The following is a 25385-nucleotide window of genomic DNA, read 5'->3' on the forward strand; positions in this document are numbered from 1 at the left end:
CGTAGGATTAATGATAAAAAGACGATGCCTTTGGGTGTCGTCTTTTTTATTGACTATTGTTTGAATTGTGTGAATGCAAAACCGTAAATGATAGTGAATTAAATTTAGAAGAAGTGTTTGAAATTTTAGGCGTATGTAATATGCTCCTACAAAACTACTTTATTTCTAGTTTAAACAACTATATTTTATTCGCTTACTTATCAAAGGCTACTCAATCACACTGCGAGAAAATACCTCACGTAATTCAAAACTGGTATGTACTTGCACAATCCCCTCAAGACGATTGAGCCGATGTAGCAAAAACTCTTCATAATGTGCCATGTCCCGTACCACAGCTTTTATCAAATAGTCCTCACTGCGTCCTGTCACGATACTACAACTCACCACTTCAGGAAATTCGCTGAGTTGCTTTTCAAAGTTGGTAAAGCGTTCGGCAGTATGCTTATCCATACTAATAGCGATAAACACCGCTAACTGATAGCCCAGTTGTTTAGGGTCGGTCTGTAGTCGATAGCCTGTGATAACGCCCAGTTCTTCAAGCTGTTTCACTCGCCTTGCACAAGGGGTAGGGCTAAGATTGACTTTTTCTGCTAGCTCTAAATTACTGATTTTGGCATTATTCTGTAACACTTCGAGAATAGCATGGTCGATGTGGTCGAGTTTTGTCATTGGTTTTTATATGCATTAGTGATTTATTATAAAATATACACTATTTTTGGTGAAAAAACCTAAATTTTTCTGAATTTAATAAGAAATTTGGTGAAAAATGTGGGGTTAACTTGGGTATAATACGCATTATATATATTGATTTTATATTTTGTGCATTTTCATAAGGATATTTGTCATGTCAACTGCTTCTGTATCAAAAAAAACCACACCGCAAAACCCTGCGTTCGACCATACTAAATACCAACCCTTTGCATTTGCCCCCAAGTTAACCGACCGTACTTGGTGTGACAAGACGATTACCAAAGCACCAATTTGGACGAGTGTGGATTTGCGCGATGGCAACCAAGCCTTGATTGAACCGATGAGTATTGAGCAAAAAATGCGTTTTTTTGACACTTTAGTGAAAGTCGGTTTTAAAGAAATCGAAATTGGTTTTCCGTCTGCTGCACAAGTGGAATACGATTTTACTCGCCAGTTGATTGAGGGCGGTCATGTTCCTGATGATGTGACCTTGCAAGTTTTGGTACAAGCTCGTGAGCATTTGATTCGCCGTACCTTTGAGAGCTTAAAAGGGGCAAAAAAAGCCATCGTCCACGTATATAACTCAACCTCAAAAGTCCAACGTGACAAGGTGTATCAAAAAAGCTTGGATGAAATCACTGCCATTGCGGTAGAAGGTGCGACCTTATTACGTGATTTGGCAAAGGACTATCCAGAAACTGAATGGACGTTTGAGTATTCGCCAGAGAGCTTTTCACAGACGGAAGTGGATTTTTCGATTGCGGTATGTGATGCTGTGTGTCAAGTGTGGCGACCAGATTTGGGTCAAAAGGTGATTTTTAATTTACCATCTACCGTTGAATGTTCAACCCCCAATTTATACGCCGACCAAATCGAGTATTTCTGTCGCAACTTGCCGATGCGTGAACACGTGATTGTCAGTCTTCACACCCACAACGACCGTGGCACAGCCGTTGCTGCCAGTGAGTTGGGATTGATGGCAGGGGCTGACCGTATTGAAGGCACGCTATTTGGTAATGGTGAACGCACAGGCAACATGGACATCATGGTGATGGCGATGAATATGTACAGCCAAGGCGTTGACCCACAGCTTGACTTTAGTAACATGAGCGAAATTGCCCAAGTGGTGAGCGAATGCAATCAGTTGCCGATTCACCCACGCCATCCGTATGTGGGCGAGTTGGTATTCACGGCATTTAGTGGTTCGCACCAAGATGCCATCAAAAAATCCTTGGATTATAACGAAAAATATGCCGAGCAAACCCAAGGCGTATGGGATGTGGCGTATTTACCGATTGACCCTGCTCATATCGGACGTGGCTATCAAGATGTGGTACGGATTAATAGCCAGTCGGGTAAAGGCGGTGTGGCGTATATTTTACAACGTGATTTTGGCTTTAGCTTACCACGTTGGACACAAATTGACTTTAGCCGAGTGATTCAACACGAAGCCGAAAGCCGTCAAACCGAATTGACCTCTGATGATGTGATTGCCGTGTTTGAACAGACCTATTTGAACCAGTCAGCCCTTGCGTTACAGGATTACCAAATCAATAACACAGGCGGTGACGTGACCTTTACGGGTACAGTTCGCTTTGGCGATGAGGTATCGCAAATCACAGGTCAAGGTAATGGGGCATTGTCAGCCTTTATTCATGGGTTATCAACTCATTTTGGCAAGCCGATTCATGTCATCAACTATGCCGAACACGCTTTAACCAAAAATGATGTCACCAGTACCGATGCCAATGCGGTGGCGTATTTGCAGTTGAATGTCGATGGTGAGATTTATTCTGGGATTGGCACGTGTGCCAGTACCGTTTCAGCGATGTTAAAGGCGACTTTATCAGCATTGGCACAGGCAGACATTGTGGGGTAATGGGGGAAATATGCTAAAATAGCTTTCAGTTATTTTAGCAACAACCTTTTATCAAGCATAAGGAGCGATAAAAATGCACTGTGACATTTATAAATTTAGCAAAAAAGACGACCTTTACGTCTATATCGCTCGCCCAGACTATCCGAATGACACTGACCAAATCAAGGACTGGCTTGCGGTGTTGCCTAAGGATTTCCGCCAAGCCATCGGACGAGAAACCTTTGTCATGCACTTAGATTTAGCCACCACCGAAAAACTGGCAAGGGTCAATAAGGACGAGGTATTAGCCAAGCTAACCGAGCAAGGCTACTTTGTGCAAATGCCCCCAGAAGACGTGCTATTGCGACAAGCCAAGCTAAACATGGCAGAAGCCCAACAAAATAAATGGCAGTAGGGTGTTGATAATCAGCTAAATTTGGTCAGCGAGTATTTTCAATCGCATTTTAAATCCTATTCATGTTAAAATAAGCAATCAAATTTTGGCAAGGCAGAAGTATGTTGGCATTTTTATCATTAGACCAAATCGGTGGCGTGATTGGTGAAATCGTGGTGTGGTGGACGCAACTGGTCAAGGGCATTCCCCCAGAAAACCTACCTTTATACGCTTATGTTGGTTTCTCAATCGTGGTATTATTGCTGTGGATTTTGGTGGTGCGTGTCTTGCCAAAGACATTGGCAGGATTAAGTTGGATTATTTTATGTGCGATTTTGCTCACCCCAACTACATCACTTGGCACACCGCCAGACATCGCCCCAGCCAGTATCTCGGTGGTTTATGGTATTTTACTCAAAGACCCTGCGATTATTTTTAATGGACTATTGCCGATTATGATTGTGATTACCGTTGGCTGTATTTTGGGCTTTTTATGGCAAATTGTGCGTATGGGCATGGATAAAATGCACAAAAAACCCAAAGTGGCAGACAATGTGGCGGTGTAATTACCAATATTTTTCAAATTTGATAAGCTGAAAGCCCAATACTTTCGGCTTTTTTTATATTTTAGCAATAGTAGGACTTACGCAATTTTAAAATATCTTTTCTTTATAAAGACGCTAGACCCCTGCATACGCAGGGGTGACGAGTAGTTAAAAATATTTCGTCATTCCTGCGAATGCAGGAATCCAGTGTCTTTTGCGTAAGTCCTAAATAGATTAGATTTTTTAGGATGACTTATGACCCAACAATTTAACAGCACGGATAATTATATCGCCACTGATAGCCTAAAATTGGCAGTCAATTCTGCCATTGTGCTACAAAAACCACTACTGATTAAAGGCGAACCGGGGACAGGCAAGACCTTACTTGCCGAAGAAGTCGCCAAAAGCCTCGGTATGCCGTTATTGACATGGCATATCAAATCCACCACCAAAGCCGAGCAAGGGCTGTACGAATACGATGCGGTATCTCGCCTGCGTGATAGCCAACTGGGTGATGACCGTGTGTATGATATCGCCAATTACATCAAGGCAGGCAAGCTGTGGCAAGCCTTTACCAGTGAACAGCGTGTGGTGCTACTCATTGATGAGATTGATAAAGCCGATATTGAGTTCCCCAATGATTTATTGCATGAATTGGATAAAATGTCGTTTTATGTGTATGAAACAGGCGAAACCATCACCGCTGACCATCGCCCTGTGGTGATTATTACGTCCAATAATGAGAAAGAATTGCCCGATGCGTTTTTACGCCGTTGTTTTTTCCATTATATTGATTTTCCTGATAAAAACACCATGCGTGAGATTGTGGCGGTGCATTTTCCCAATTTACAAGAAAGGCTGGTAGAGCAAGCTTTAGCGGTATTTTATAAACTGCGAGAGGTAAAAGGGCTAAAAAAACAGCCATCAACATCAGAGTTGATTGATTGGATTCGGTTGTTAACGGCTGACGCCCTAGATTCTAGCAACAGTGGAGAGGGGGAAGGGACAGCTTTGGAGCAATTAACCCATCCCACTGGGGCGTTACCACCAATGGCAGGGGCATTGCTCAAAAATGAAAGCGATTTGAATTTATTGCAACGCTTGGGATTTATGCTTCGCTAGTTGGATAGATTTTATCATCAATAACCTTTAAAGTTGCTCGGCAAGTTGTTTGATGATGGCATCTAGCACTTGCAGGCGAGCAGTCAATTTGTCATTGGTGGCGATGATATGCCAAGGGGCGTATTTTGGGCTGGTCAAGGCTATCATATCGCTTGCTGATTGCACATAGTCATCCCATTTGGCACGGTTACGCCAGTCTTCATCGGTGATTTTATGCTGTTTATTGGGGGTTTGCTCACGAGCCTTAAAGCGGTTTAGTTCCTCATCTTCGCTAATGGCAAGCCAAAACTTTAACACAATCGCCCCATTTTGTACCAAGTCTTGTTCAAAGCGATTGATTTCAGCGTAGGCACGTTGCCATTCGGTAGGTTTGGCAAAGCCCTCGATACGTTCGACCAACACTCGCCCATACCAACTACGGTCAAAAATCGTCACTCGGCTGTCTTGTTGTTGGTTTTTTAGGGTTTTGATACTGCGACTTTTTGGGTATTTATTTGCCAAAAATTCAATGTCAATATTACTCAATTCATCTTGGGGCAGGCGAGTCCAAAATCGCCATAGATAAGGGTGTTTAAGCTCAGTTTCAGTGGGAGCTGAGATGGGGTGAATCATGTATTCACGAGGGTCAAGGGTTTCGATAATGCGTTTAATCGCCCCACCTTTGCCTGCTGCATCCATCCCCTCAAATAGCATGATGATATGACGCTGTCCTCGTTCACGAAGCAGTTTTTCGAGGGTTCTTTGTTTGGCTTTCAGTTGTTTTTTATAGGTGTTTTTATCCAAAACCTTATTATCAAATTGGGTCAAGGATTTGGGGATAGGTGCTGGTTGAAATGTGATAGTTGGCGTGTTGGGGGTGGTATCGCTAGCAGGATTAGCCTCATTGGTATGGGCATTGGCTTGTTCAATCGCTTGTAAGGCGATTTGGGCAAATTGTAAATTGGCGGTGTCAAAGTCATCACCGTTGATTTTATGCCAGTTATTTTGTTTGGCAAGTAATTGTTGGCTAAATTTTTGGAAGTGTTTGCGGTGTTTTTTGTTTTGCCAATCAATATGATAAAGCTGTTCGGGGTCTGGGTCATTGTCGGTGAGGCGGTCTTTGAGGATTTTTTTATCCACGTCAAACCAACATTTGACAATATGGGTGTTATTATTGATAAGGTCTTGTTCAAAGGCTTGAATATCGTCTAGCATTTGGCGTAGGCGTTTTTCGTCCAGTTCGTCCCCACTATCAAACACAAATCGAATCAAGTCAGCATACCAATTGCCAAAATAAATCGCAATTTCACCGTGTTGCGGTAGCTGAGGCGTGTGACGTTGCCAAATGGGTTGGTAATGGCTGGGGTGGTAGCCCATGGTGGCGTGAACTTTGAGATAGCGAGCGTCAAGCCATCCACTCAAGGCGGTGACAGCTTCCCCTTTGCCTGCGTTTTCCATGCCGTTGACTAGGATTATGAGGCTTTTTTTGGCAGATTGTTTGAGGTTTTTTTGGGCTTGTAATAATTGATAGTTGAGTTGGTCTTCAAGGCTTAACTTTTCAATGGTTTGACCATTTGAACCTGCTGAGGGGCTAGGGGATTTGGTTGGTGTTGAAAGCTTTTTTTTGTTTGACATATTCATTCCTTGGATTTGTTAAAAATGATGTTCCTAAACCTTTACCTTACCATGATTTGAGCGAGCTAAACAATTTACAATTTGTGTTTTTGGGCATTTTGCATTAAGGTAATACGATTATTTTTGCACCATCCATTTTTGACCCTATTTTTTATCGTTAACTAGCCTAAGCGAGCAATTTTATGAGCGGATTTGAACAAATTGAAAAGCAATTAACCGAATTTTGGCAATTTCCTTACCACAATGACCCAGTTTTGGCTCAAAAACTCTCAGAAGTCCAAGCGTGGCAACGTGGACGTATTCACCGCACCCACGAAGCCTTGTTTAGCCCTGCCAAACATCAAGCGATGGGCAAATTTTTGATTGACCAACTGTATGGCGGTGATAAATTTAATAGCCTTGCCAGTATGCTCGAACGTATGGTCAAAAAAGCCGAAAAATTACAAAAGTTTGTCCCTAACACTGCCATCGAAACAGGTCTATCAGGGGCAACCGAAGCCATTACTGCCATTCGTTTGGATATGCAGTTGGCTCAATATTTATTGAGTAATGATTTGCCTGTCAATGAAGCCAATATGATAACGGCTTATCAGCAAGTCAATGCCAAAGCCCAACGTGTGCAACAAATCGCTGACCTTAAAGCCATGTGTTATCGCAGTGATAAATATCTTAAATCATTTATTTTGCAAAAAGCCTTTTCGCTTGCCAAAAGCACAGCCTATAAACACAATATGCAAGTGTTGTATGATTTTATTGATGAAGGTTTTCAAGCCATCAAACCCATCAAAAGCATGGGAGAATTTATCGAGCCGTTTTGTGCCAAAGAATTGCAAATCATTGACAATGTGCATGCAGGCAAAGCCAATCCATTTGACGTATAATATTGTGAATTAAATCAAAAATCAGACTTTGAAATTTTGGGCGTATGCAATACGCCCCTACAAAACTGTCTTATTTCTGGTTTAAACGACTGTATAAATTGTTAAATGTGTTAATAAAAATTTAGGAAAATTTATGAGCAATAATACACAAAATAGTCAACAAAATACCAATTTTAGCAATGCCAATGACCTACCAACCTCAGTCCCACAAGGTCAACAACTGACCCAACCTGCGACCAAATCAGAAAAACCAGTATCAAATTCTTCAACAGGCTTTGACCGTTCTGCGATTGTTAATCCACACACTGCCGAAACCGATGGTGAAGAAGCCACCCATTTTGGCTACAAAACGGTAAAAAAAGCCGAGAAGCAAGAAAAAGTCGCCGAAGTCTTTACCTCAGTTGCCAAAAAATACGACATTATGAATGACTTGATGAGCTTTGGTATTCATCGTTTATGGAAGCGTTATGCGATTAGTCTAACGGGTGTACGCTCAGGGCAACGAGTGCTAGATATCGCAGGCGGTACAGGCGATTTGGCAAAGGCGTTTAGTAAAGAAGTCGGTCGTACAGGTCATGTGGTGCTATCGGATATCAATGAGGCGATGCTAGAAGTAGGGCGTGAGCGTCTGCTAAATGCAGGCTGTAGCAATGTGGATTTTGTGCTTGCCAATGCCGAAAACCTTGAGCCATTTGAGGATGAAAGCTTTGATTTGGTGACGATTAGCTTTGGTTTACGTAATGTTACCGATAAAGATGCGGCATTACGCTCGATGTATCGTGTACTCAAAAAAGGCGGTCGTTTGCTGGTGCTTGAGTTTTCTAAGCCTGTGTTTGAGCCATTGTCAAAGGCGTATGATTTGTATTCGTTCACGGCATTGCCATTGATGGGTAAATTGGTGGCGAATGATAGCGAGAGTTATCAGTATTTGGCGGAGTCTATCCGTATGCACCCTGACCAACGTACGTTAAAGGGTATGATGGAAGAGGCTGGCTTTGTGAATTGTGATTATCATAATTTGACAGGTGGTATTGTGGCGGTGCATCGTGGGTTTAAAAAGTAATTGATGAATGATTTTGGTAAACGTGACATTTTCTTCAATCTTACTAATCTAAAACAAGCCACTAAAAAGATTTCTATTTACTTAATTTGTTTTTTAGTGGTAGTTGTAAGTGGGCTTTTTATTGTTGAAGAGGCTCACTTTCTCTTAGTTTTTCTGTTTTTAATGGGGTTGATTGGCTTGGTGGGTCTATGGATTACTTACTTTAATAGCCAAAAGAATTATCAATCTATTCCTTATTTAATGCTTGATGAAAGTGGTTTGACCATCAATGAAAATGGTAAAATTCACTTTATCGGTTGGCAAGATATTGCCATGATAGACATGAAAATTAGCAACACGACAAATGGGCATAAAATTTATTATGCTATTGAAACTACACATCAAGAGTATGTTTTAAATCAAAATTTATTAGCTGATAAATTTGATGAAACTATTATTTTAATAAAGCGTTACGCTGAAAACTATAATAGCTCACTGAAATTTATATACTAAAAGAGAATCAGATGTTCACAGTTTTATTATTAGCTGGCGTGGAAAAAATCGTCAATCTTGCCCTTGCCACCGACCCCATCACCCAAGCAGGGCTACAACCCCTAACAGCCAAATCACTCCGCCTTGTCTTGCGTGAACCCAATCTGCAATTTGACACAATTTTTAATGACAATCATATCCGCTTTGAGCCTGTCAGCCAATCTGTGTTTGAACCCAAAGGCACAGATATCGTCAATCAGCCTAACTGTACCGTAACCGCTGAAAACCCCAATCATCTGCTGTATCTGATGGGCGAACCGCAAGGTAACTTACCGATTGAAGGTGATTATAAAGTGCTAATGCAAGTCAAAACGCTGATGGCAGGCTTTGACCCAGATATCATTGGCAAACTACAACCCATCATCGGGCTACCGCTTGCCAGTCAGTTGACAGGGCTGATAGGTGGGATGAAACAAAACCTTAAAACACCACTCAAAGATGTATTTGCCGATATCGCAGAAATGGCAGATTGGAAATCGCCCAATCATCATGGTGCAGACGAACATGATGCCCTAAAGCAACAACTGCTAAAATTGCGTGCCGATGTCGAGCGTGAACAGGCTAAATTAGAGGCTATTAAACAAGAGCAAGCTAAATTGATGGGTGAGCATTAATAACAAAAAATTGGGCGTATTCAATTCAATACGCCCTTGTTAAACTATCTGATTGAATAAACGCTAAAATCCTTAATTGCCTTAATATTTACATTAAAAAACTTTGGCGTTCATGCTAAAATCTGAGCAATTATAAAATTATCATTGAGTTGCTATCGTGCTATTAACCCACCGCAAACGACTACTTGAACTGTGGCGAATTTCCGCCCATTACCGCCTTGATACCCACCTACCGCTTGACGAAAATCCACAGCTTGAGCCTATCGCACGGATGATTGCTATGCACCCTGTGGCATGGTTTGCCAAGCCCAATCCGAATGGTGTGAAGCTTGCGTTAGAGGACATGGGGACGCTGTTTCTCAAGCTCGGTCAGCTACTATCGACTCGCCGTGACCTTGTGCCACCTGCGATTATTGAGCAGTTGGTGCATCTGCAAGACCGTGTTAAGCCGTTTGATGTCAAGATAGCCAAAGCCCAAATCGAAAAATCCACCAAAGAGGGTGGGTTAGGGCAGTCGCTTGAAAGCCTGTTTGCTCGTTTTGATGAAACACCCCTTGCCGCCGCCTCGATTGCTCAAGTGCATACCGCTCGTACCCATGATGGGCGTGAAGTGGTAGTCAAAATCGTACGTCCGACCATTCGAGAGCAGATTGTCGCTGACTTTGAGTTATTGCGTGATTTGGCACAATGGGCTTCGGCTCGCCTTGAGTCAGCAAGGGCAGTGCATATCATTGATATTGTGGAGGATTATCGCCAAGTCATGCTCAATGAGTTGGACTTGACCCTTGAGGCGATGAACACCACGCAAATGCGAAATAATTTTCTTGGTTCATCCTTGATGTATGTGCCAGAAGTGTATGATGCCAGTAAAAACGTGATGATAATGGAGCGTATCGTAGGCGTGCCGATTTCGCAGACCCATGTTTTTGATGAATTGGGCTACGATAGGGCAAGCCTTGCCGAAAAAGGCTTGACGATATTTTTTACCCAAGTGTTTCGAGATAACTTTTTTCATGCCGATATGCACCCAGGGAATGTGTTTGTCGAAACTTTGCCAAAAGGGACAGAAAATCCTAACCCACGCTATATCGCCCTTGATTGCTCGATTGTCGGTGAATTATCCAAAGCTGACCAGTTAATTGTCGCTCGTCTATTATTATCCGTGATGAATAATAACTTCACTGGGCTTGTTGATATCATCGCTCGGGCAGGCTGGATTCCACCGAATACCGACCGCTATGCCCTCATGCGAGATATGAAACGTACCGTATCACCGATGATTAGCAAGCCGATTAATGAGATTGACTTTGCAGGCGTGTTGATGTCGATTTTGGATATCGCCAGACGCTATCATTTGGATATTCCACCGCAGTTGATGTTACTGCTCAAAACATTGGTTCATGTCGAAGGATTGGGGCGAGATTTGTACCCAGATTTGGATATTTGGTCGCTTGCCAAGCCGATTTTGACAGGATGGGTAAAACAACAATTTGACCCTATGAAAAAGATGGGCGATATGCGAAAACAACTGCCAGAGTTGCTATTAAGCCTGAATGATTTGCCATCATTACTTGATAACAGCTTGCAAAGTCTTGCTAATTTGGGTGGTCATCAAGACCAGCAACTGCGAGAGATTCAGCAAATTCGAGCCGATATGCTCAAAAGCCGTCATCAAGATTGGGTGGCGATGGTGGGTTTTTTTGGGTCGTTGTTTATCGCTCAAATGCTTGTCAGTCATGCGATGTGGCAGGTGAGTAGTTGGCTAGCACCGCTATTTTATGTCATTGCGGTGCTATTTGTGGTGTGGCGGTTGATGGGCTAATTAAAGCGTACACGCCCCACCTGCACAGCCATCAGCATCCATATCATCTTGAGCATCATTGGCATGGTCACGAGTGTTATGATAATACAAAGTTTTCACCCCATATTTATACGCCATCAACAAATCCTGCATCATGGCTTTCATCGGCACACGCCCATCTTCAAACTTCGCAGGGTCATAATTGGTATTGGCAGAAATACTTTGGTCGATAAACTTTTGCATAATCGCCACCAAACGCAGATAGCCTGTATTATTCGGCATTTGCCACAACAGCTCATACTGGTCTTTTAGGCGGTTGATTTCTGGCACGACTTGTTTCAAAATCCCATCTTTAGACGCTTTCACCGACACCAAGCCACGAGGCGGTTCGATACCATTGGTCGCATTGGCGATTTGGCTTGATGTTTCGGACGGCATCAAGGCTGACAGCGTGGAATTGCGTAAGCCATGCGTGGTGATATGGGTGCGTAACGCTTCCCAATCCAGTTGCAACGGCTCGGCACAAAAGCTATCAATATCGGTTTTATAAGTGTCAATCGGCAAAATCCCTTGTGAATACGTGGTATCGCCAAACGCAGGACACGCCCCTTGCTCTTTGGCAAGTTTGCTGGAGGCTTGCAATAGATAATACTGCAACGCTTCAAAGGTGCGATGGGTTAGCCCCAATGCCCCGTCTGTACCTTTTGAGTCATCTGAATATTTTGTGCCATTTTTTGCCAAATAATAGGCATAATTAATCACACCCACACCCAAAGTACGGCGTTTCATCGAGCCATTTTTGGCGGCGGCGACTGGGTAATCTTGATAATCAAGCAACGCATCCAACGCACGCACAATCAACTCGGCAGGTTCTTCAATGTCGCTTAACTGATTGATTTCACCCAAGTTAATGCCAGATAACGTACAAAGGGCGATTTCGCCGTTTTCATCATTGATATTGTCAAGCGATTTGGTCGGTAGGGCGATTTCCATACATAGATTGGACTGACGAATCGGGGCGACCGCAGGATTAAACGGGCTGTGCGTGTTACAATGGTCAACATTCTGCACATAAATTCGCCCTGTACTGGCACGTTCCTGCATCATTAGGCTGAACAGTTCTTGAGCAGAAATTTTACGTTTGCGAATATTTTCATCGTTTTCGTACTGCTCATACAAGCGTTCAAATTCGGCTTGGTCAGCAAAAAACGCTTCATACAATCCGTCAACATCAGAGGGTGAAAATAGGCTAATGTCTTGATTTTTAATCAAGCGTTGGTACATGGTTTTGTTGATTTGCACGCCATAATCCATGTGACGCACACGGTTATCTTCCACGCCACGGTTATTTTTTAGCACCAACAAATTTTCGATTTCTAAATGCCAAATCGGATAAAACAGCGTCGCCGCCCCACCACGCACGCCACCTTGTGAGCAGGATTTCACCGCCGCTTGGAACATTTTAAAAAACGGAATACAGCCTGTATGCTGGGCTTCACCGCCACGGATGGCACTGCCCAACGCACGAATCCGACCTGCATTAATACCAATCCCTGCTCGTTGGGACACATAACGCACGATAGCAGACGTTGTCGCATTGATACTGTCAAGGCTGTCATCGCACTCAATCAGCACGCACGAGCTAAACTGACGAGTCGGGGTACGCACGCCTGACATGATGGGCGTTGGCAACGAGATTTTAAAGGTCGAAGTCGCATCATAAAAGCGTTTGATATAGTCCAAACGAGTGGCTTTGTCATATAATTTATCATAGCTTGCAAACAAGCACATCCCCACCAGCATATACAAAAACTGTGGGCTTTCAAACACTTTTTTGCTCACTCGGTCTTGTACCAAATATTTGCCTTCCATCTGCTTGACGGCGGCATACGCAAGGTTCATATCACGATTGTGGTCGATATAAGCGTTTAATTCGTCAAATTCACTTTCGTCATAGTCTTGTAAAATATGGGCATCATATTTGCCTGCTTCGGTCAATTTTTTGACATGGGCAAACAAATGCGGTGGTTCAAACTGACCATAGGCAATTTTACGCAAATGAAAAATCGCCAAACGAGCGGATAAATATTGATAATCTGGGGTCGCTACCGAGATTAAATCGGCGGCCGATTTGATGATGGTTTCGTGGATATCTTTGGTCGTGATATTGTCATAAAACTGAATATGTGAACTAATTTCGACTTGTGACACCGACACATTATCAAGCCCAGTCGCCGCCCACTCAATGACCTTATGAATCTTATCCAAATCAATCGGCTCTAGTCGTCCGTCACGTTTTTTTACTTGGATTTGTTCAAAGCGAGTCATGGTCATTATCCTTATTGTTTGGCGGATGGTTGATGTTATACCAACTTTAGCCAGTCAAAAAAAAGAAAAACAACCCCACCTACCTGCTCAACGGAAAATTTGGCAAGTTGGTATGATAAATCAATAATTAGTGTTAATTAAAGAAAATAAATACTATATCTAGGTGTGAGTTATTTTGGTTTGCACAATATAACGCAAATTTTTTTGTAATTCTAGACTTGTTTTTTCAAAAAAAATTTGCTTGGGATTGCAAAAGTTTTAAACGCTTGATTTTACTTGCAGTTAGCAAAAGCAAGTGATTTATCATGCAAAAAATTCATCATTTGGTAGATAAAACACCCATTGATTTAATTTCAACAGCAAAAAAAACTTGCTAATTGTTGGCGTTTGTCATCAAAATAGCGTTGAATTATGGTATAGTTAAAGTATGAATAAAATTTAATAATTACTCAATTTTTCTACCAACAATAAGGATAAACCATGACAACTTTTAGCAATGTCACCTATGACGAACTCAGCATTGGACAATCAGACAGCATGACACGCACCGTCACCGAAGACGATGTGAAAGCCTTTGCGATGGTCACGCACGACTACAACCCTGCCCATTTGGATAGCGAATATGCGGATAACAGTATGTTTAAAGGCAAAATCGCACATGGTATGTGGGCGGCAGGCTTGATTTCGGCATTGCTTGGCACGAAGTTTCCTGGCGTTGGCACAATTTATATCAATCAAACTTTGTCATTCCGCCGTCCTGTGCATTTTGGTGATACCTTGACGGCAACTTTGACGGTTAAAGAAAAAAATGATGAGAAAAAATGGGTGACATTGGATTGCCAAGTGACCAATCAAGAGGGCAAAGCGGTCGTGAATGGCGAAGCCCAAGTGATTCCACCGAGCGAAAAAATTAGCCGTGATGTGGTGAAATTGGATGCGATGCAATTGACCCAGCAGTTTGTATAATCCATTAAATCAAAAATAGGCAATGTGTAAAAGGTAAGTTTTAACCATCGTAAGGTGCGTCATACGCACCCTTAAAAAAGCTGATTTTATCTATGTGGTGCGTAAAACGTACCTTACATTGTATTGATTTTTTAAAACTTGCCATTTTTACATTACCCAAAAATAATATGAGATATTGGGCGTATGCAATACGCCCCTACCAAACTGGTTTGATTTTATATTGAAACGATAAAATAAGATTTTAACAAATTTTTTAGACGATTTTGTTATACTATAAAGCCAAGCAATGACTTGGCTTTTTTCATATTAATAACAGAAAAATTTATGACTATTCAACAACTCTCTACCGAAAAACAAGTCGTTTTGGCAAAGGTCAAAATGCCTGACGACTGGAAAAACGCCCTAGCCGAAGAACTGACCAGTGCCAATATGGACGCTATTCGGCAGTTCTTGCGTGAAGCGTATGCCCAAAACAAAGAAATCTATCCGCCCAAGCATTTGATGTTTAATGCCTTTGATTTGACCCCATTATCACAGGTCAAAGTGGTGATTTTGGGGCAAGACCCCTACCATGGAGCAGGGCAGGCGATGGGGTTGTCGTTTTCTGTGCCAAAGGCGATTCCCAAACCGCCCAGTCTGCAAAATATCTTGAAGGAATTGGCAACGGATTTAAATATTCCGCCGTCACGGCATGGTGATTTGAGCTATTGGGCAAGGCAAGGCGTGCTACTGCTCAACAGTATGCTAACCGTGGAAGCAGGGCAGGCAGGTAGCCATCAAGGAAAAGGTTGGGAGCGGTTTACCGATACGGTGATTGAGGCGGTAAATACACATTGTGAGCATTGCGTGTTTATTTTATGGGGCAGTTATGCTCAAAAGAAAGGGCGGTTTATCGACCCTAGCAAGCATTTGATTTTGACAGCGACTCACCCTTCACCATTGGGGGCAAATCGAGGCGGATTTTTTGGTACTCGACCGTTTTCCAAAGCCAATGATTATTTGATGAGCTGTGGCAAAAGCCCGATTGATTGGCAATTACCGCAGTAATGATAAAAATTGTTGATATGAATTTTCACCCACCGTTTGAATTACCCAATGAATCTGAATTTCAATAATAAATACTCGCAATTTTCCGATATAGACAATAGTTATATGCAAATCGCCCTTGCCTGTGCCGAATATGGTGCAAGGCTTGGTGAAGTGCCTGTGGGGGCAGTGCTAGTTTATCAAAATGAGATTATCGCCACAGGTTTTAATCAGCCAATACTATCCAAAGATGCCACCGCCCATGCCGAGATTGTAGCGATTCGCAATGCTTGCAAAATATTTGACAATTATCGCCTACCGCAAGGTTGTGAGCTATTTGTCACGCTTGAGCCATGTACCATGTGTTTGGGGGCGTTGATTCATGCCCGAGTATCTCGTTTGGTGTTTGCCACTGCCGAGCCGAGGGCAGGGATGTTGATTAGTCAGCAAAAATTTGAGGAAGTGGGGTTTTATAATCACGCTTTGCAAGTTGAATATGGGCTGATGGCAGAGCAAAGTAGTGAATTATTAAAACAATTTTTTCGGCAACGGCGGAAGGCTGTCAAATCAGTCTTGATAACTTAAAATAGATTCATCTGGCAATTCAAAGGGAGGGTGGTAAGACATTGAAATTAGAATGATTTTATCTGATTCTTTAATATAGTGAATAATATATTCGCTGATTTGTTCTCCATTATTAGTCATCGTATAATTTGGTATGCCAATGTGGTAATGCCATAATTGATATTTTTGGGCATATGCAACTTTGTCTGACCAATTAGGGTCATTAAAAGGGACGTTATCAGAAGATTTATTTCGTCCTGTTAAACCATCAAAGCCATGTTTTTCAAGATGTAAAATGAATAGTCTGATTTTTTGTTTATCAGTATTGGGGAAATTAACCAACTTTAAAGCAAAATCATCACCAATTATCACCTTCATTGTGTAATAACTCTTAACCATTTATCAAAGCTATCTAAATCCATTAATGCTTCTTTAGGAACTTCATGTCTTGGAGCATCCACAGCGTGTTGCATGGCTTTAAGGTCATAGTTAAATGGTAATTCTTTTTTATTAGGCGTAACAATAAACTTTTGAATAATTTGTCCATTTTTGGTGAACTCAAGAGGTTCACCTTGCTGGATAAATGTCTGTACGCTGGGTGGTAATGTGCTTAATTCAATTAACATAACAATTACCTTGTAAAATTAATAATTTGAAAATTATTTCGCTGTTAAGCAATTTTTTGGCATTAAAAATCCTTGCCAACCAAAAAACGAAAAATTGCGAATATTGGCATGGTCAGTACCTTTGGGGGTGTTTTTTACTGCCTCATAATGTTCAGCAAATAGCTTTAAGGTATCCACTTGCGTTAAATTATGATGCAATGCAAAACCAAATACTTTACAACTGCCTTCATTTTCACCTGCTTCATTATGCACTTCGCCATTGATAAAAGCGGTTGGCGTATAATGGTAAGCACTATCAATCACATGAAGTACGCCTTTAAAATCAATTTTTTTATTGTCAAGGTGTGCTAATAGTGATGATAATTTAAGTTTATCAATATTGTTCATAAAAACCTCAATAAAACATTAGCGATTGTAATAATCATCTTCAAAAGGGTCAAATGAAGGATTGAAGTTTTGTTGAGGCTGTCCAAAACCACCACGATTTTCAAGGTGGCTCATGGGAGCTTTGGGACGCTCATGGTGAAAGCCTTGACGGTCATTTTGGTGATACTGACTACCACGATGTTGTGGGAAGTCTTGTCCTCCCATCGGTTGACGCTCGGCAGGATTGCCATAAGGCGTATTGGCATCATAAATTGGCTCGCCTGTACGCTCATGTAAGATGCGTTGATAGATTTCTTCACGATGCACAGCGATATCTTTGGGGGCATTCACACCCAAGCGGACTTGGTTGCCTTTGACACCCAAGACGGTTACACTGACTTCATCGCCAATCATTAAAGTTTCGCCAACACGGCGAGTTAGAATTAACATATGTCACACTCCTTATGTCGTTATCTTTTGGTTAAATATCCATCTCAGTGAATTTATTGTTTTATCTCAATGATAACTAGCTAAAATACGGCATTGCCCAATGCCTAAACTATCTTTACTACTGAACTCTCAACATTATAATCCTAAAATTATAACGATGTTAAGTGTTTTTCAAACAAATAGAACAAATATTATTCAAGAAACGATTTTAGATTTTAATCAAAAGATATTGCCCAACATTGGTATTTAAGGGTTAAATGGCGTTTGGTTAAAAAATACGAAAAAAGATGTTAATTATAATCTAAAATCAATAATAAAAAAGGCTTATAAAGCACTTTTATGCCATATAAGCCTTAACATAGGGCTGAATTTACAAAAATCTTATAAACCAGCAACCTTGCTTTCACCATCGACACGGTCAAGACCAAAAGCTGTATGTAATGCTTTGACCGCTTTTTCGAGATGTTGCTCGGCAATCAATACTGAAATTTTGATTTCACTGGTAGAAATCATCATAATATTGATGTGATTTTCGGCAAGCACTTCAAACATTTTGCTAGCAACCCCTGCATGCGAACGCATACCCACACCGACTAAGGATACTTTAACAACCTTATTGTCGCCAAGAATTTGTTTACCACCAATATTGACAAGGTTTTCATTCAAAATAGCCAAGGTTTTGTCATAGTCACCACGATTGACCGTAAAGGTGAAATCAGTCAAGCCATGTTCAGCAATGTTTTGAATAATCATGTCAATTTCAATATTAGCATTGCTGACAGGGCTTAAAATAGCACTGGCAATACCGGGGTTGTCAGCAACGGCAAGAATTGAAACTTTGGCTTCATCACGGTTAAAGGCGATGCCTGAAATGATAGGTTGTTCCATGGTGTCTCCCTCATCAGTGGTAATTAATGTACCCACGTTATTTTTAAAATTATCATCAAAATTGCCATCAACATTTTCATCAAAGCTTGATAATACACGCAATGGCACATGGTATTTACCTGCAAATTCAACGGAGCGAATTTGAAGCACTTTTGAGCCAAGGCTTGCCATTTCTAGCATTTCTTCAAAGGTGATTTTGCTTAATTTCTTGGCTTTTGGGGTGACACGAGGGTCAGTGGTATACACGCCATCAACATCGGTATAAATTTGACATTCATCGGCTGATAGGGCGGCTGCCAGTGCGACACCTGTGGTATCCGAGCCACCACGCCCAAGGGTGTTGATATCACCGTGGTCATCAATGCCTTGGAAACCTGCCACCACCACGACTTTGCCTGCATTCAAGGCTTGGCGAAGTTGTGAATCATCAATGTGTTGAATACGAGCTTTCATGTGGCTGTCATCGGTGCGAATCGCTACTTGACCGCCTGTCATTGACATGGCATCGACCCCAATTTCTTTAAGAGCCATTGCTAGCAAAGAAATCGAAACTTGTTCGCCAGTTGATACCATTTGGTCATATTCACGAGCGTCAGGTGCGGTAGAAATTTGACGAGCCAAGTCGATAAGACGGTTGGTTTCGCCACTCATGGCAGATACGACCACAACGATTTGATGACCATTGTCATGCCAACGTTTGACACGTTGGGCAACATTTTTAATACGGTCAATACTGCCCATTGAAGTGCCACCGTATTTTTGCACGATTAATGCCATAACCAATTACCCTCAAAAAAGTGAAAATATTGCGAGTTACAATTTAACTACCCTTTATACCATTTTATAAAACTTGCTTCAAGGAAAATCACGGCTAAACAGGGATAAAATGTCGTCTTTGTCGTTATTAGCATCAAAACTTTTCCGATATATTTACGATTAATTGGTCAAAAATATCAGTCTAAAATACTATAATTTATTAATTAAAATTTACGTTGCCATTATTTAAATAAGAAATACTTGAAAATATCCCTCATTATCCCCATATTAATCTGATAACAAAATAAGGAAACAGCTATGTCAAATCAAACAACCCAAAAAACCTACCGCCAAGTGGATAAAGTCCACCTCGCCCCACGCCCACACTGGGTAGGTGATGGCTTTCATGTCAATCCGATGTTTAGCCACATGGCAGGGGATAAACGCACTGACCCATTTTTGATGTTGGACTATGCTGCCAGTCAATTTTTTGAACCCAATCAAGCCTCACCTCGTGGCGTGGGACAGCATCCGCATAAAGGCTTTGAAACGGTGACGATTGCCTACCAAGGTGAAGTGTCACACCGTGATTCAAGCGGTGGTGGTGGTACGATTAAAACAGGCGATGTGCAATGGATGACCGCAGGTAATGGCGTGATTCACGAGGAGTTTCATTCCGAAGCCTTTAGCCAAACAGGGGGTGATTTTGAGATGGTACAGCTTTGGGTGAATTTGCCTGCCAGAGATAAAACCACCCCTGCCAAATACCAACACCTTGCCCATGCTGATATGCCTGTGGTCAAACTGACCGATGAAAGTGGACAGCCAGTAGGGAAAGTCACCTTGATTGCAGGTGAATTTGCCAATAAAACCGAGTCTGTCAAAGGCACTGCCACGACTTTTACCCCCATCAATCTATGGGATGTGGTGCTAGAGCCAAATCGCAGTGTGGAATTGGCGATTCCTCGAAGCCATAACTTATTGTTATTGGTGCGTGAAGGGGATGTAACCATGAATGCAGATAGCCAAAACCGTGCTTCTGCTCGCCAATTGATTACCTTTGAAGTCGAACAAGGCGGTGAGGGCGAGGATTATATTCGCTTAAGCACTGGGATGGATGGGGCAAAATTGGTGCTAATGAGTGGTGAGCCGATTAATGAACCGATTGTTGGCTATGGACCTTTTGTAATGAATACTCAGCAAGAAATCCGCCAAGCGATTTTGGATTTTAATGCAGGGAAATTTGGGCAAATGGCGTAAGAATGTCATTGATATTACAAACAAAAAAGCAACCCAAGTGGTTGCTTTTTTTGTTTGCAATACAGATTATTTATCTTCATAAGTACAAAGATACGCCGATTCAACGTCTACTTTGACTTTGAATTTTTGGTTGGCTTCGATGGTGAATTGTTCAGATGGGCTAAAGGTTTGCCATTCAGTCGCATTTGGCAATAATACCGAAATTGCTCCACTGACCACAGTCATGGTTTCAAATTGGCTTGTACCAAATTCGTATTCACCAATTTTCATCACACCCACGGTGGCTGGCAAGGTGGCAGTTTGAAAACTGATTGAAGCCACGTTACCATCAAAATATTGATTCACTTTTAACATAGTCGTTCCTTAATTGTATCAATCCATAGAAAATTACACACCATTATCATAACCAATTTTCACAAATTAGCAATGATATTTTGCATTCATTATCGGATTAAACAGTTAAGGTTTTTACTCCATCCGCCCCTGCCATCAGTAGTTTGTTGGCTCGTTGCATGGCGAAAATGCCATTACACACCACGCCGACCATGTTATTAAGCTGTTGTTCCATCGCCAGTGGGTCAGTGATGTCAAGGTCATATACGTCCAAAATCAGATTGCCATAATCAGTGACAAATCCTTCACGATACACAGGCTCACCGCCCAATTTGACCAATTCACGAGCCACATACGAGCGAGCTTGTGGCAATACCTCAATCGGCAATGGAAAGCCCACGCCCAATTTTTGTACCCATTTGCTTTCATCAACCATACAAATAAACTGCTTTGAGGCGGCTGCCACGATTTTTTCTCGTGTCAACGCACCGCCACCGCCTTTGACCAGTTGCAAGTCGGCATTTACTTCGTCCGCCCCATCAATGTATAAATCCAACTCACCTGTAAAATTCAAATCCATCACTTCAATGCCAAGGGCTTTGAGTTTATCTTCGGTCACTTGCGAGCTTGCGACCGCCCCTTTAAGATTGACTTTTGGCAATAATTCAATCAAACAGTTAACGGTACTGCCAGTGCCAACGCCCAGAATCATACCTGATTCGATGTATTTAAGGGCTTCATTGGCGACTGCTTGCTTTTGCTGTTGTTGGGTGGACATAAAAGATTCCTTGAGGTTGGCGAGCGTGATAAATGATAAAAATAAATGGGCTAAAACCAAATAAAAACCTTTGGTTATTAATAATGCAACTTATTTTACCGTAAAAATACTTGCAAGCTAACCCCTAAAGTCCTAATCTAACCATAAATTTGCATAAATACTGTGATAAAACTGGAAAATATTATGTTATCAAATTGGGTCAAACTTATTTTACAAGCCACCGTGTATGACGCAGCGGTACAAACGCCCCTTGAACCTGCCAAAAAACTTAGCCAACGCCTCGGCAATGATATCCGTTTTAAACGAGAAGATTACCAACCTGTGTTTTCGTTTAAATTACGCGGGGCGTACAATCGCATTAGCCAGCTAACCACTGAAGAACAGGCTCGTGGTGTGATTTGTGCTTCAGCTGGCAATCACGCTCAAGGCGTGGCATTTTCTGCCAATCGACTCAATCTTAAAAACATCATCGTCATGCCCACCACCACGCCAGACATCAAGGTCAATGCCGTCAAAGCGTTGGGGGGCAACGTGCTACTGCATGGCGATAGCTTTGACCAAGCCAATAATTTCGCCATCGAAAAAGCCCAAACCGATGGCTTGACCTTTGTGCCACCGTATGATGATGAATTAGTCATCGCAGGGCAAGGCACGATTGCGATGGAATTGGTACAACAATGGCGAAAAATGGATTATGTGTTTGTCGCTGTTGGTGGCGGTGGCTTGATTGCTGGGGTATCGGCATTTTTGGGGGCAATCGCCCCTCATGTCAAAGTCATTGCTGTCGAACCTGAAGAAGCCGCTTGCCTCAAAATCGCCCTCGAAACAGGCGAGCGTGTGCGATTGCCTCAAGTAGGCTTGTTTGTCGATGGGGTGGCAGTGGCTCAAATTGGCAAACTTCCTTTTGACGTGGTACGTTCGCCCAAAAATGACCAAGGCGAGCCTGTGGTTGACCCCCAAGTCATCACCTGTAGCAATGATGAAGTGTGTGCTGCTATCAAAGATGTGTATGATGAAACCCGTAGCATTGTCGAGCCTGCTGGGGCGTTGGCAGTGGCAGGGATGAAAAAATATATCGAAGAACACCAATTACAAAACAAAAACTGTGCCGTGATTGTGTGTGGGGCGAATATGAACTTTGACCGACTGCGGTATATTGCAGAACGTACCGAAATCGGTGAGAAAAAAGAAGCCGTATTTGGCGTGACCATTCCAGAGCAGAAAGGGGCGTTTTTGGCGTTTTGCCGTGCGTTAAAGGGGCGTAATATCACCGAGTTTAACTACCGTCTTAATGACAATCCGCTTGCCAGCCAAAAATCTGCCAGTATCTTTGTCGGTATCGCCCTCAAAGAAGGACAAAAAGAACGTCAAGCGATACACGAATTATTGACCACGGCGGATTATCATGTGGTGGATTTGACCGATGATGAAGTCGCCAAAACCCATATCCGCTATCTTATCGGTGGGCATACAGGGTTAAAAGATGAACAGTTGTTCCGTATCGTCTTTCCAGAGCGTCCGGGGGCTTTGCTCAACTTTTTGGAAAAATTGGGGTCGGATTTTAACATCTCGTTATTCCATTATCGCAATCATGGGGCGGCGGAAGGGCGGATTTTGGCAGGGATTCAGATGGGTGAACAAACTGCCGAAAAACTCCAAAACACCTTACAAGAAATCGGCTATGAATGTGAAAACATCAGCGATAATTTGGGCTATCAGATGTTTTTACAATAAATAAAAATACGATATGGTTAAAAAATATGTTTTTACGATTTTCCGTTTGTGGTGAGCTTGTCGAACCATAGGAAAATCGTTACCCTTCGACAAGCTCAGGGCGAACGTTTTTGCTAGTTCAAGCAAACCCAATTTATGCGAAAAATTTGATGGCATCATCTGATTCACATAGCTTTTAGCGGTATTTTCTGCTAATCTCCAACCTAATTTGATTATTTGAAAATAACAATATGTCATCAAAAACACGCTTCTTAAAACTCGCAGGCATGACCGCCAGTATCACAGGGAAAGCCGTCAAAAGTTCGATAAAAAGCATCGCAGGCTCAGAGGAAGACAAACTCAAAGCCCGTAGCGAAATGCTCCAAACCGTTGGGCTACAAATCGCTGACACGCTTGGCGAGATGAAAGGGGCAGTGATGAAGGTTGGTCAAATCGCCTCGCAATACAAAGACGTATTTCCGCCCGAAGTCGCCAAAGCCCTCGAAAAACTGCAAAAAGACGCACCACCCATGCCGTTTGCCACCATCAAACAGCAAGTCGAGCGTGAGCTTGGCAAGCCGATGAGTGAGCTGTTTTTGCAGTTTGATGAACAGCCCTTTGCCGCCGCCTCCATTGGGCAGGTGCATAAAGCGGTATTGCCATGTGGACAGGCGGTGGTGGTCAAGGTGCAATACCCAGATATTGATAACAATATCGACAGCGACCTTAAACAAGTGCGTCTTGCCCTCAAAATTACAGGCATGATTAATATGGATAAAAGTTTGCAAGAGCAGATTTTTACCGAAATCCGTAATAGCCTGTACGATGAGCTTGACTACACCAAAGAAGCCCATAATTTAGCGATTTTTGCCAATTTTCATGCCAATGATACAGGGCTGATTATCCCCAAAGTATTTGCCAGCCACTCAAGCAAACGCATTTTGACCTTGTCGCAAGAGTTGGGCGAAAAACTCGAAGTCGCCTCAACATGGGACAATGAAGTCAAACAAAAAATTGCTACCCAACTGTTTCGCTTTAGTGCAGGGCAGTTGTTTCAACTGTATCGTTTACATTGCGACCCTCATCCGGGGAATTTTGCTTTTCGCCCTGATGGGTCAGTGGTGGCGTATGATTTTGGGGGAATTAAATCGTATAGCCATGATGAAGTGGCGTTATTTCAACGGTTTGCCAAACATTGCCTAAAAGGCGATGTCACTGCCCTTGAGCAGGATTTGATTGCCGTGGGGGTCAAAAAAGATGATGACCAGCCATTGCCACCGCAGTTTTATCAAGATTGGTTGCAAATTGGTTTGACACCTTATGGGTTTACCGAGTTGTTTGATTTATCCAAACACGCCCCTTATGACTTTAGCAAAAGCCAAACCCATCATCAAGCCATCGCCAAAGCCAAGGAATCGCTAAAATATTGGCAAAGCTTTCAACCGTCACCCTTGACCATGATGCTTGACCGCACCATTTCTGGACAATATTGGAATTTGGTGAATTTGGGCGTAAGCATCGATTTAAGTGAATTGATGGGCGAATATATTGAGTTGCCTGCATTAGAAAAATCTTAAATAGCCTATCAATATATGTTATGATGTATCTCAATTGCGATACACAATGGTGAAATTATATGACTGCACAGACCAGTATGCTTCATATTCGTATTGATGATGATATTAAACAACAAGCCCAATCCACATTAAAAGAGTTAGGTATGTCAATGTCAGAGGCGGTACGATTTTTTTTGACACGGGTTGTCAACGAACAAGGTATGCCATTTGATATGAAAGTGCCAAATGCTTCAACATCAAGAGCTTTGCAAGAATCAGAAGAAATTATCCAACGCCAACAAGCCCGTTTCACTGATGCAGACGCATTATTTGATGAGTTAGAACAGCATGGCAAATAAACGTACAAATTTGCCTAGAAGTTCCGATTTTACCAAAGATTTTCTCTCAGATTGGCAACGCCTAAATAAAACAGGTCGTTACAACATGGTTCGCTTAAAACAAGTGATGTTGCTACTCATTGCCAATGATGAACCTTTGGGAGCAGAATGGCTAGACCATGAATTGAAAGGTAACTGGAAAAATCACCGAGAATGTCATATTGGCGGTGATTTTTTATTGATTTATACTCTAGGTAAAATAGGCGTATTAGAAACTGTGGTTTTTGTGAGAATTGGCACACATAGCGAACTCTTTCGTTAGGG

Annotated in this window: 25 protein-coding genes and 2 pseudogenes; 17 read left to right on the plus strand and 10 right to left on the minus strand. The window is 42.2% G+C overall.

Annotated elements, in window-relative coordinates; all coding sequences use genetic code 11:
• Window positions 1-207: 207 nt before the first annotated feature.
• Window positions 208-669 carry an Lrp/AsnC family transcriptional regulator gene (locus tag ACK1U4_RS00775; protein ID WP_419399783.1) on the minus strand — a complete coding sequence of 154 codons (462 nt, stop codon included), beginning with the start codon at window positions 667-669 and terminating at the stop codon, window positions 208-210.
• 175 nt (window positions 670-844) lie between these two features.
• On the opposite strand from ACK1U4_RS00775, the gene leuA reads away from it, so the two are divergent.
• The 4 genes and pseudogenes from leuA to ACK1U4_RS00795 form a co-directional block, all read left to right on the plus strand.
• On the plus strand, window positions 845-2569 hold the full coding sequence (leuA, locus tag ACK1U4_RS00780; protein ID WP_419399784.1) for a 2-isopropylmalate synthase: 1725 nt from the start codon (window positions 845-847) through the stop codon (window positions 2567-2569).
• A 73-nt stretch (window positions 2570-2642) separates the two neighbouring features.
• Window positions 2643-2963, plus strand: coding sequence for a YcgL domain-containing protein (locus ACK1U4_RS00785; RefSeq protein ID WP_419399785.1), 321 nt, complete (start codon window positions 2643-2645; stop codon window positions 2961-2963).
• Window positions 2964-3064: 101 nt separating this feature from the next.
• Window positions 3065-3508 carry a resolvase gene (locus ACK1U4_RS00790; RefSeq protein ID WP_419399786.1) on the plus strand — a complete coding sequence of 148 codons (444 nt, stop codon included), beginning with the start codon at window positions 3065-3067 and terminating at the stop codon, window positions 3506-3508.
• 234 nt (window positions 3509-3742) lie between these two features.
• Window positions 3743-4457 (plus strand): annotated as a pseudogene (locus tag ACK1U4_RS00795) (AAA family ATPase); the annotation flags it as partial.
• 179 nt (window positions 4458-4636) lie between these two features.
• Here the strand turns inward: ACK1U4_RS00795 and ACK1U4_RS00800 are convergent.
• Window positions 4637-6223, minus strand: coding sequence for a hypothetical protein (locus ACK1U4_RS00800; protein WP_419399787.1), 1587 nt, complete (start codon window positions 6221-6223; stop codon window positions 4637-4639).
• A gap of 182 nt (window positions 6224-6405) precedes the next feature.
• Here ACK1U4_RS00800 and ACK1U4_RS00805 point away from each other — a divergent pair, with 182 nt between their 5' ends.
• From ACK1U4_RS00805 to ACK1U4_RS00825, 5 genes are all read left to right on the plus strand, one after another.
• Window positions 6406-7104, plus strand: coding sequence for an FFLEELY motif protein (locus tag ACK1U4_RS00805; RefSeq protein ID WP_419399788.1), 699 nt, complete (start codon window positions 6406-6408; stop codon window positions 7102-7104).
• 133 nt (window positions 7105-7237) lie between these two features.
• On the plus strand, window positions 7238-8167 hold the full coding sequence (ubiE, locus tag ACK1U4_RS00810) for a bifunctional demethylmenaquinone methyltransferase/2-methoxy-6-polyprenyl-1,4-benzoquinol methylase UbiE (RefSeq protein WP_419399789.1): 930 nt from the start codon (window positions 7238-7240) through the stop codon (window positions 8165-8167).
• Between the two features lie 3 nt (window positions 8168-8170).
• Window positions 8171-8659, plus strand: coding sequence for a hypothetical protein (locus tag ACK1U4_RS00815; protein WP_419399790.1), 489 nt, complete (start codon window positions 8171-8173; stop codon window positions 8657-8659).
• Window positions 8660-8670: 11 nt separating this feature from the next.
• Complete coding sequence (locus tag ACK1U4_RS00820) at window positions 8671-9312, plus strand: ubiquinone biosynthesis accessory factor UbiJ (RefSeq protein WP_419399791.1); 642 nt, start codon at window positions 8671-8673, stop codon at window positions 9310-9312.
• A gap of 157 nt (window positions 9313-9469) precedes the next feature.
• Window positions 9470-11134, plus strand: coding sequence for an ABC1 kinase family protein (locus tag ACK1U4_RS00825; protein WP_419399792.1), 1665 nt, complete (start codon window positions 9470-9472; stop codon window positions 11132-11134).
• On the opposite strand, the gene nrdA is transcribed toward ACK1U4_RS00825, so the two are convergent.
• Complete coding sequence (gene nrdA / locus ACK1U4_RS00830; protein WP_419399793.1) at window positions 11135-13441, minus strand: class 1a ribonucleoside-diphosphate reductase subunit alpha; 2307 nt, start codon at window positions 13439-13441, stop codon at window positions 11135-11137.
• Between the two features lie 480 nt (window positions 13442-13921).
• Here nrdA and ACK1U4_RS00835 point away from each other — a divergent pair, with 480 nt between their 5' ends.
• From ACK1U4_RS00835 to ACK1U4_RS00845, 3 genes are all read left to right on the plus strand, one after another.
• Window positions 13922-14407, plus strand: coding sequence for a MaoC/PaaZ C-terminal domain-containing protein (locus ACK1U4_RS00835; RefSeq protein ID WP_419399794.1), 486 nt, complete (start codon window positions 13922-13924; stop codon window positions 14405-14407).
• A 324-nt stretch (window positions 14408-14731) separates the two neighbouring features.
• Window positions 14732-15454, plus strand: coding sequence for a uracil-DNA glycosylase (gene ung / locus ACK1U4_RS00840; RefSeq protein WP_419399795.1), 723 nt, complete (start codon window positions 14732-14734; stop codon window positions 15452-15454).
• Between the two features lie 48 nt (window positions 15455-15502).
• Entirely contained in the window at window positions 15503-16018 is a 516-nt protein-coding gene (locus ACK1U4_RS00845) for a nucleoside deaminase (RefSeq protein WP_419399796.1), read from the plus strand.
• Here the strand turns inward: ACK1U4_RS00845 and ACK1U4_RS00850 are convergent.
• The 5 genes and pseudogenes from ACK1U4_RS00850 to ACK1U4_RS00870 all read right to left on the minus strand — a co-directional run bounded on the left by ACK1U4_RS00850 (window position 16001) and on the right by ACK1U4_RS00870 (window position 19104).
• The gene (locus tag ACK1U4_RS00850) at window positions 16001-16375 is read right to left on the minus strand and encodes a hypothetical protein (protein WP_419399797.1); all 375 of its coding nucleotides are present in this window, start codon (window positions 16373-16375) and stop codon (window positions 16001-16003) included. The two genes, ACK1U4_RS00845 and ACK1U4_RS00850, sit on opposite strands and share 18 nt — an antisense overlap.
• A complete protein-coding gene (locus ACK1U4_RS00855) occupies window positions 16372-16623 on the minus strand; it encodes a hypothetical protein (RefSeq protein ID WP_419399798.1) in 252 nt (83 codons plus the stop codon). Before ACK1U4_RS00855 ends, ACK1U4_RS00850 begins: the two co-directional genes overlap by 4 nt.
• A gap of 33 nt (window positions 16624-16656) precedes the next feature.
• Window positions 16657-17010, minus strand: a complete 354-nt coding sequence (locus ACK1U4_RS00860; RefSeq protein WP_419399799.1) for a HopJ type III effector protein — start codon at window positions 17008-17010, stop codon at window positions 16657-16659.
• Window positions 17011-17274: 264 nt separating this feature from the next.
• Window positions 17275-17439 (minus strand): annotated as a pseudogene (csrA, locus tag ACK1U4_RS00865) (carbon storage regulator CsrA); the annotation flags it as partial.
• A gap of 381 nt (window positions 17440-17820) precedes the next feature.
• The gene (locus ACK1U4_RS00870) at window positions 17821-19104 is read right to left on the minus strand and encodes an aspartate kinase (protein WP_419399800.1); all 1284 of its coding nucleotides are present in this window, start codon (window positions 19102-19104) and stop codon (window positions 17821-17823) included.
• 297 nt (window positions 19105-19401) lie between these two features.
• Here ACK1U4_RS00870 and ACK1U4_RS00875 point away from each other — a divergent pair, with 297 nt between their 5' ends.
• Window positions 19402-20343, plus strand: a complete 942-nt coding sequence (locus ACK1U4_RS00875) for a pirin family protein (RefSeq protein WP_419399801.1) — start codon at window positions 19402-19404, stop codon at window positions 20341-20343.
• A gap of 66 nt (window positions 20344-20409) precedes the next feature.
• On the opposite strand, the gene ACK1U4_RS00880 is transcribed toward ACK1U4_RS00875, so the two are convergent.
• Window positions 20410-20697: a pyrimidine/purine nucleoside phosphorylase gene (locus ACK1U4_RS00880; RefSeq protein ID WP_419399802.1), complete on the minus strand. Its 288-nt coding sequence runs from the start codon at window positions 20695-20697 to the stop codon at window positions 20410-20412.
• Window positions 20698-20794: 97 nt separating this feature from the next.
• Entirely contained in the window at window positions 20795-21454 is a 660-nt protein-coding gene (gene rpiA / locus ACK1U4_RS00885) for a ribose-5-phosphate isomerase RpiA (RefSeq protein WP_419399803.1), read from the minus strand.
• 183 nt (window positions 21455-21637) lie between these two features.
• On the opposite strand from rpiA, the gene ilvA reads away from it, so the two are divergent.
• From ilvA to ACK1U4_RS00905, 4 genes are all read left to right on the plus strand, one after another.
• On the plus strand, window positions 21638-23188 hold the full coding sequence (ilvA, locus tag ACK1U4_RS00890; RefSeq protein ID WP_419399804.1) for a threonine ammonia-lyase, biosynthetic: 1551 nt from the start codon (window positions 21638-21640) through the stop codon (window positions 23186-23188).
• A gap of 230 nt (window positions 23189-23418) precedes the next feature.
• The gene (locus tag ACK1U4_RS00895; RefSeq protein WP_419399805.1) at window positions 23419-24744 is read left to right on the plus strand and encodes an ABC1 kinase family protein; all 1326 of its coding nucleotides are present in this window, start codon (window positions 23419-23421) and stop codon (window positions 24742-24744) included.
• Window positions 24745-24803: 59 nt separating this feature from the next.
• Window positions 24804-25082 carry a type II toxin-antitoxin system RelB/DinJ family antitoxin gene (locus ACK1U4_RS00900; RefSeq protein ID WP_419399806.1) on the plus strand — a complete coding sequence of 93 codons (279 nt, stop codon included), beginning with the start codon at window positions 24804-24806 and terminating at the stop codon, window positions 25080-25082.
• Entirely contained in the window at window positions 25072-25383 is a 312-nt protein-coding gene (locus tag ACK1U4_RS00905) for a type II toxin-antitoxin system YafQ family toxin (protein ID WP_419399807.1), read from the plus strand. The genes ACK1U4_RS00900 and ACK1U4_RS00905 overlap by 11 nt, the downstream gene beginning before the upstream one ends.
• Window positions 25384-25385 lie beyond the last annotated feature (2 nt).

Source organism: Moraxella sp. TY6, assembly GCF_048551375.1.
In the GTDB taxonomy this organism is placed as follows: domain Bacteria; phylum Pseudomonadota; class Gammaproteobacteria; order Pseudomonadales; family Moraxellaceae; genus Faucicola.

Bases quoted from the DNA above. Each gene is read 5' to 3' on its own strand.
- leuA (WP_419399784.1), top strand. From the start codon at position 845: ATGTCAACTGCTTCTGTATCAAAAAAAACCACACCGCAAAACCCTGCG.
- ACK1U4_RS00880 (WP_419399802.1), bottom strand. From the start codon at position 20,697: ATGTTAAAAGTGAATCAATATTTTGATGGTAACGTGGCTTCAATCAGT.
- ACK1U4_RS00845 (WP_419399796.1), top strand. From the start codon at position 15,503: ATGAATCTGAATTTCAATAATAAATACTCGCAATTTTCCGATATAGAC.
- ACK1U4_RS00855 (WP_419399798.1), bottom strand. From the start codon at position 16,623: ATGTTAATTGAATTAAGCACATTACCACCCAGCGTACAGACATTTATC.
- ACK1U4_RS00820 (WP_419399791.1), top strand. From the start codon at position 8,671: ATGTTCACAGTTTTATTATTAGCTGGCGTGGAAAAAATCGTCAATCTT.
- ACK1U4_RS00860 (WP_419399799.1), bottom strand. From the start codon at position 17,010: ATGAACAATATTGATAAACTTAAATTATCATCACTATTAGCACACCTT.
- ilvA (WP_419399804.1), top strand. From the start codon at position 21,638: ATGTTATCAAATTGGGTCAAACTTATTTTACAAGCCACCGTGTATGAC.
- ung (WP_419399795.1), top strand. From the start codon at position 14,732: ATGACTATTCAACAACTCTCTACCGAAAAACAAGTCGTTTTGGCAAAG.
- ACK1U4_RS00775 (WP_419399783.1), bottom strand. From the start codon at position 669: ATGACAAAACTCGACCACATCGACCATGCTATTCTCGAAGTGTTACAG.
- nrdA (WP_419399793.1), bottom strand. From the start codon at position 13,441: ATGACTCGCTTTGAACAAATCCAAGTAAAAAAACGTGACGGACGACTA.
- ACK1U4_RS00800 (WP_419399787.1), bottom strand. From the start codon at position 6,223: ATGTCAAACAAAAAAAAGCTTTCAACACCAACCAAATCCCCTAGCCCC.
- ACK1U4_RS00875 (WP_419399801.1), top strand. From the start codon at position 19,402: ATGTCAAATCAAACAACCCAAAAAACCTACCGCCAAGTGGATAAAGTC.
- ACK1U4_RS00785 (WP_419399785.1), top strand. From the start codon at position 2,643: ATGCACTGTGACATTTATAAATTTAGCAAAAAAGACGACCTTTACGTC.
- ACK1U4_RS00790 (WP_419399786.1), top strand. From the start codon at position 3,065: ATGTTGGCATTTTTATCATTAGACCAAATCGGTGGCGTGATTGGTGAA.
- ACK1U4_RS00805 (WP_419399788.1), top strand. From the start codon at position 6,406: ATGAGCGGATTTGAACAAATTGAAAAGCAATTAACCGAATTTTGGCAA.
- ACK1U4_RS00870 (WP_419399800.1), bottom strand. From the start codon at position 19,104: ATGGCATTAATCGTGCAAAAATACGGTGGCACTTCAATGGGCAGTATT.
- ACK1U4_RS00815 (WP_419399790.1), top strand. From the start codon at position 8,171: ATGAATGATTTTGGTAAACGTGACATTTTCTTCAATCTTACTAATCTA.
- ubiE (WP_419399789.1), top strand. From the start codon at position 7,238: ATGAGCAATAATACACAAAATAGTCAACAAAATACCAATTTTAGCAAT.
- ACK1U4_RS00895 (WP_419399805.1), top strand. From the start codon at position 23,419: ATGTCATCAAAAACACGCTTCTTAAAACTCGCAGGCATGACCGCCAGT.
- ACK1U4_RS00900 (WP_419399806.1), top strand. From the start codon at position 24,804: ATGACTGCACAGACCAGTATGCTTCATATTCGTATTGATGATGATATT.
- ACK1U4_RS00850 (WP_419399797.1), bottom strand. From the start codon at position 16,375: ATGAAGGTGATAATTGGTGATGATTTTGCTTTAAAGTTGGTTAATTTC.
- ACK1U4_RS00905 (WP_419399807.1), top strand. From the start codon at position 25,072: ATGGCAAATAAACGTACAAATTTGCCTAGAAGTTCCGATTTTACCAAA.
- ACK1U4_RS00835 (WP_419399794.1), top strand. From the start codon at position 13,922: ATGACAACTTTTAGCAATGTCACCTATGACGAACTCAGCATTGGACAA.
- rpiA (WP_419399803.1), bottom strand. From the start codon at position 21,454: ATGTCCACCCAACAACAGCAAAAGCAAGCAGTCGCCAATGAAGCCCTT.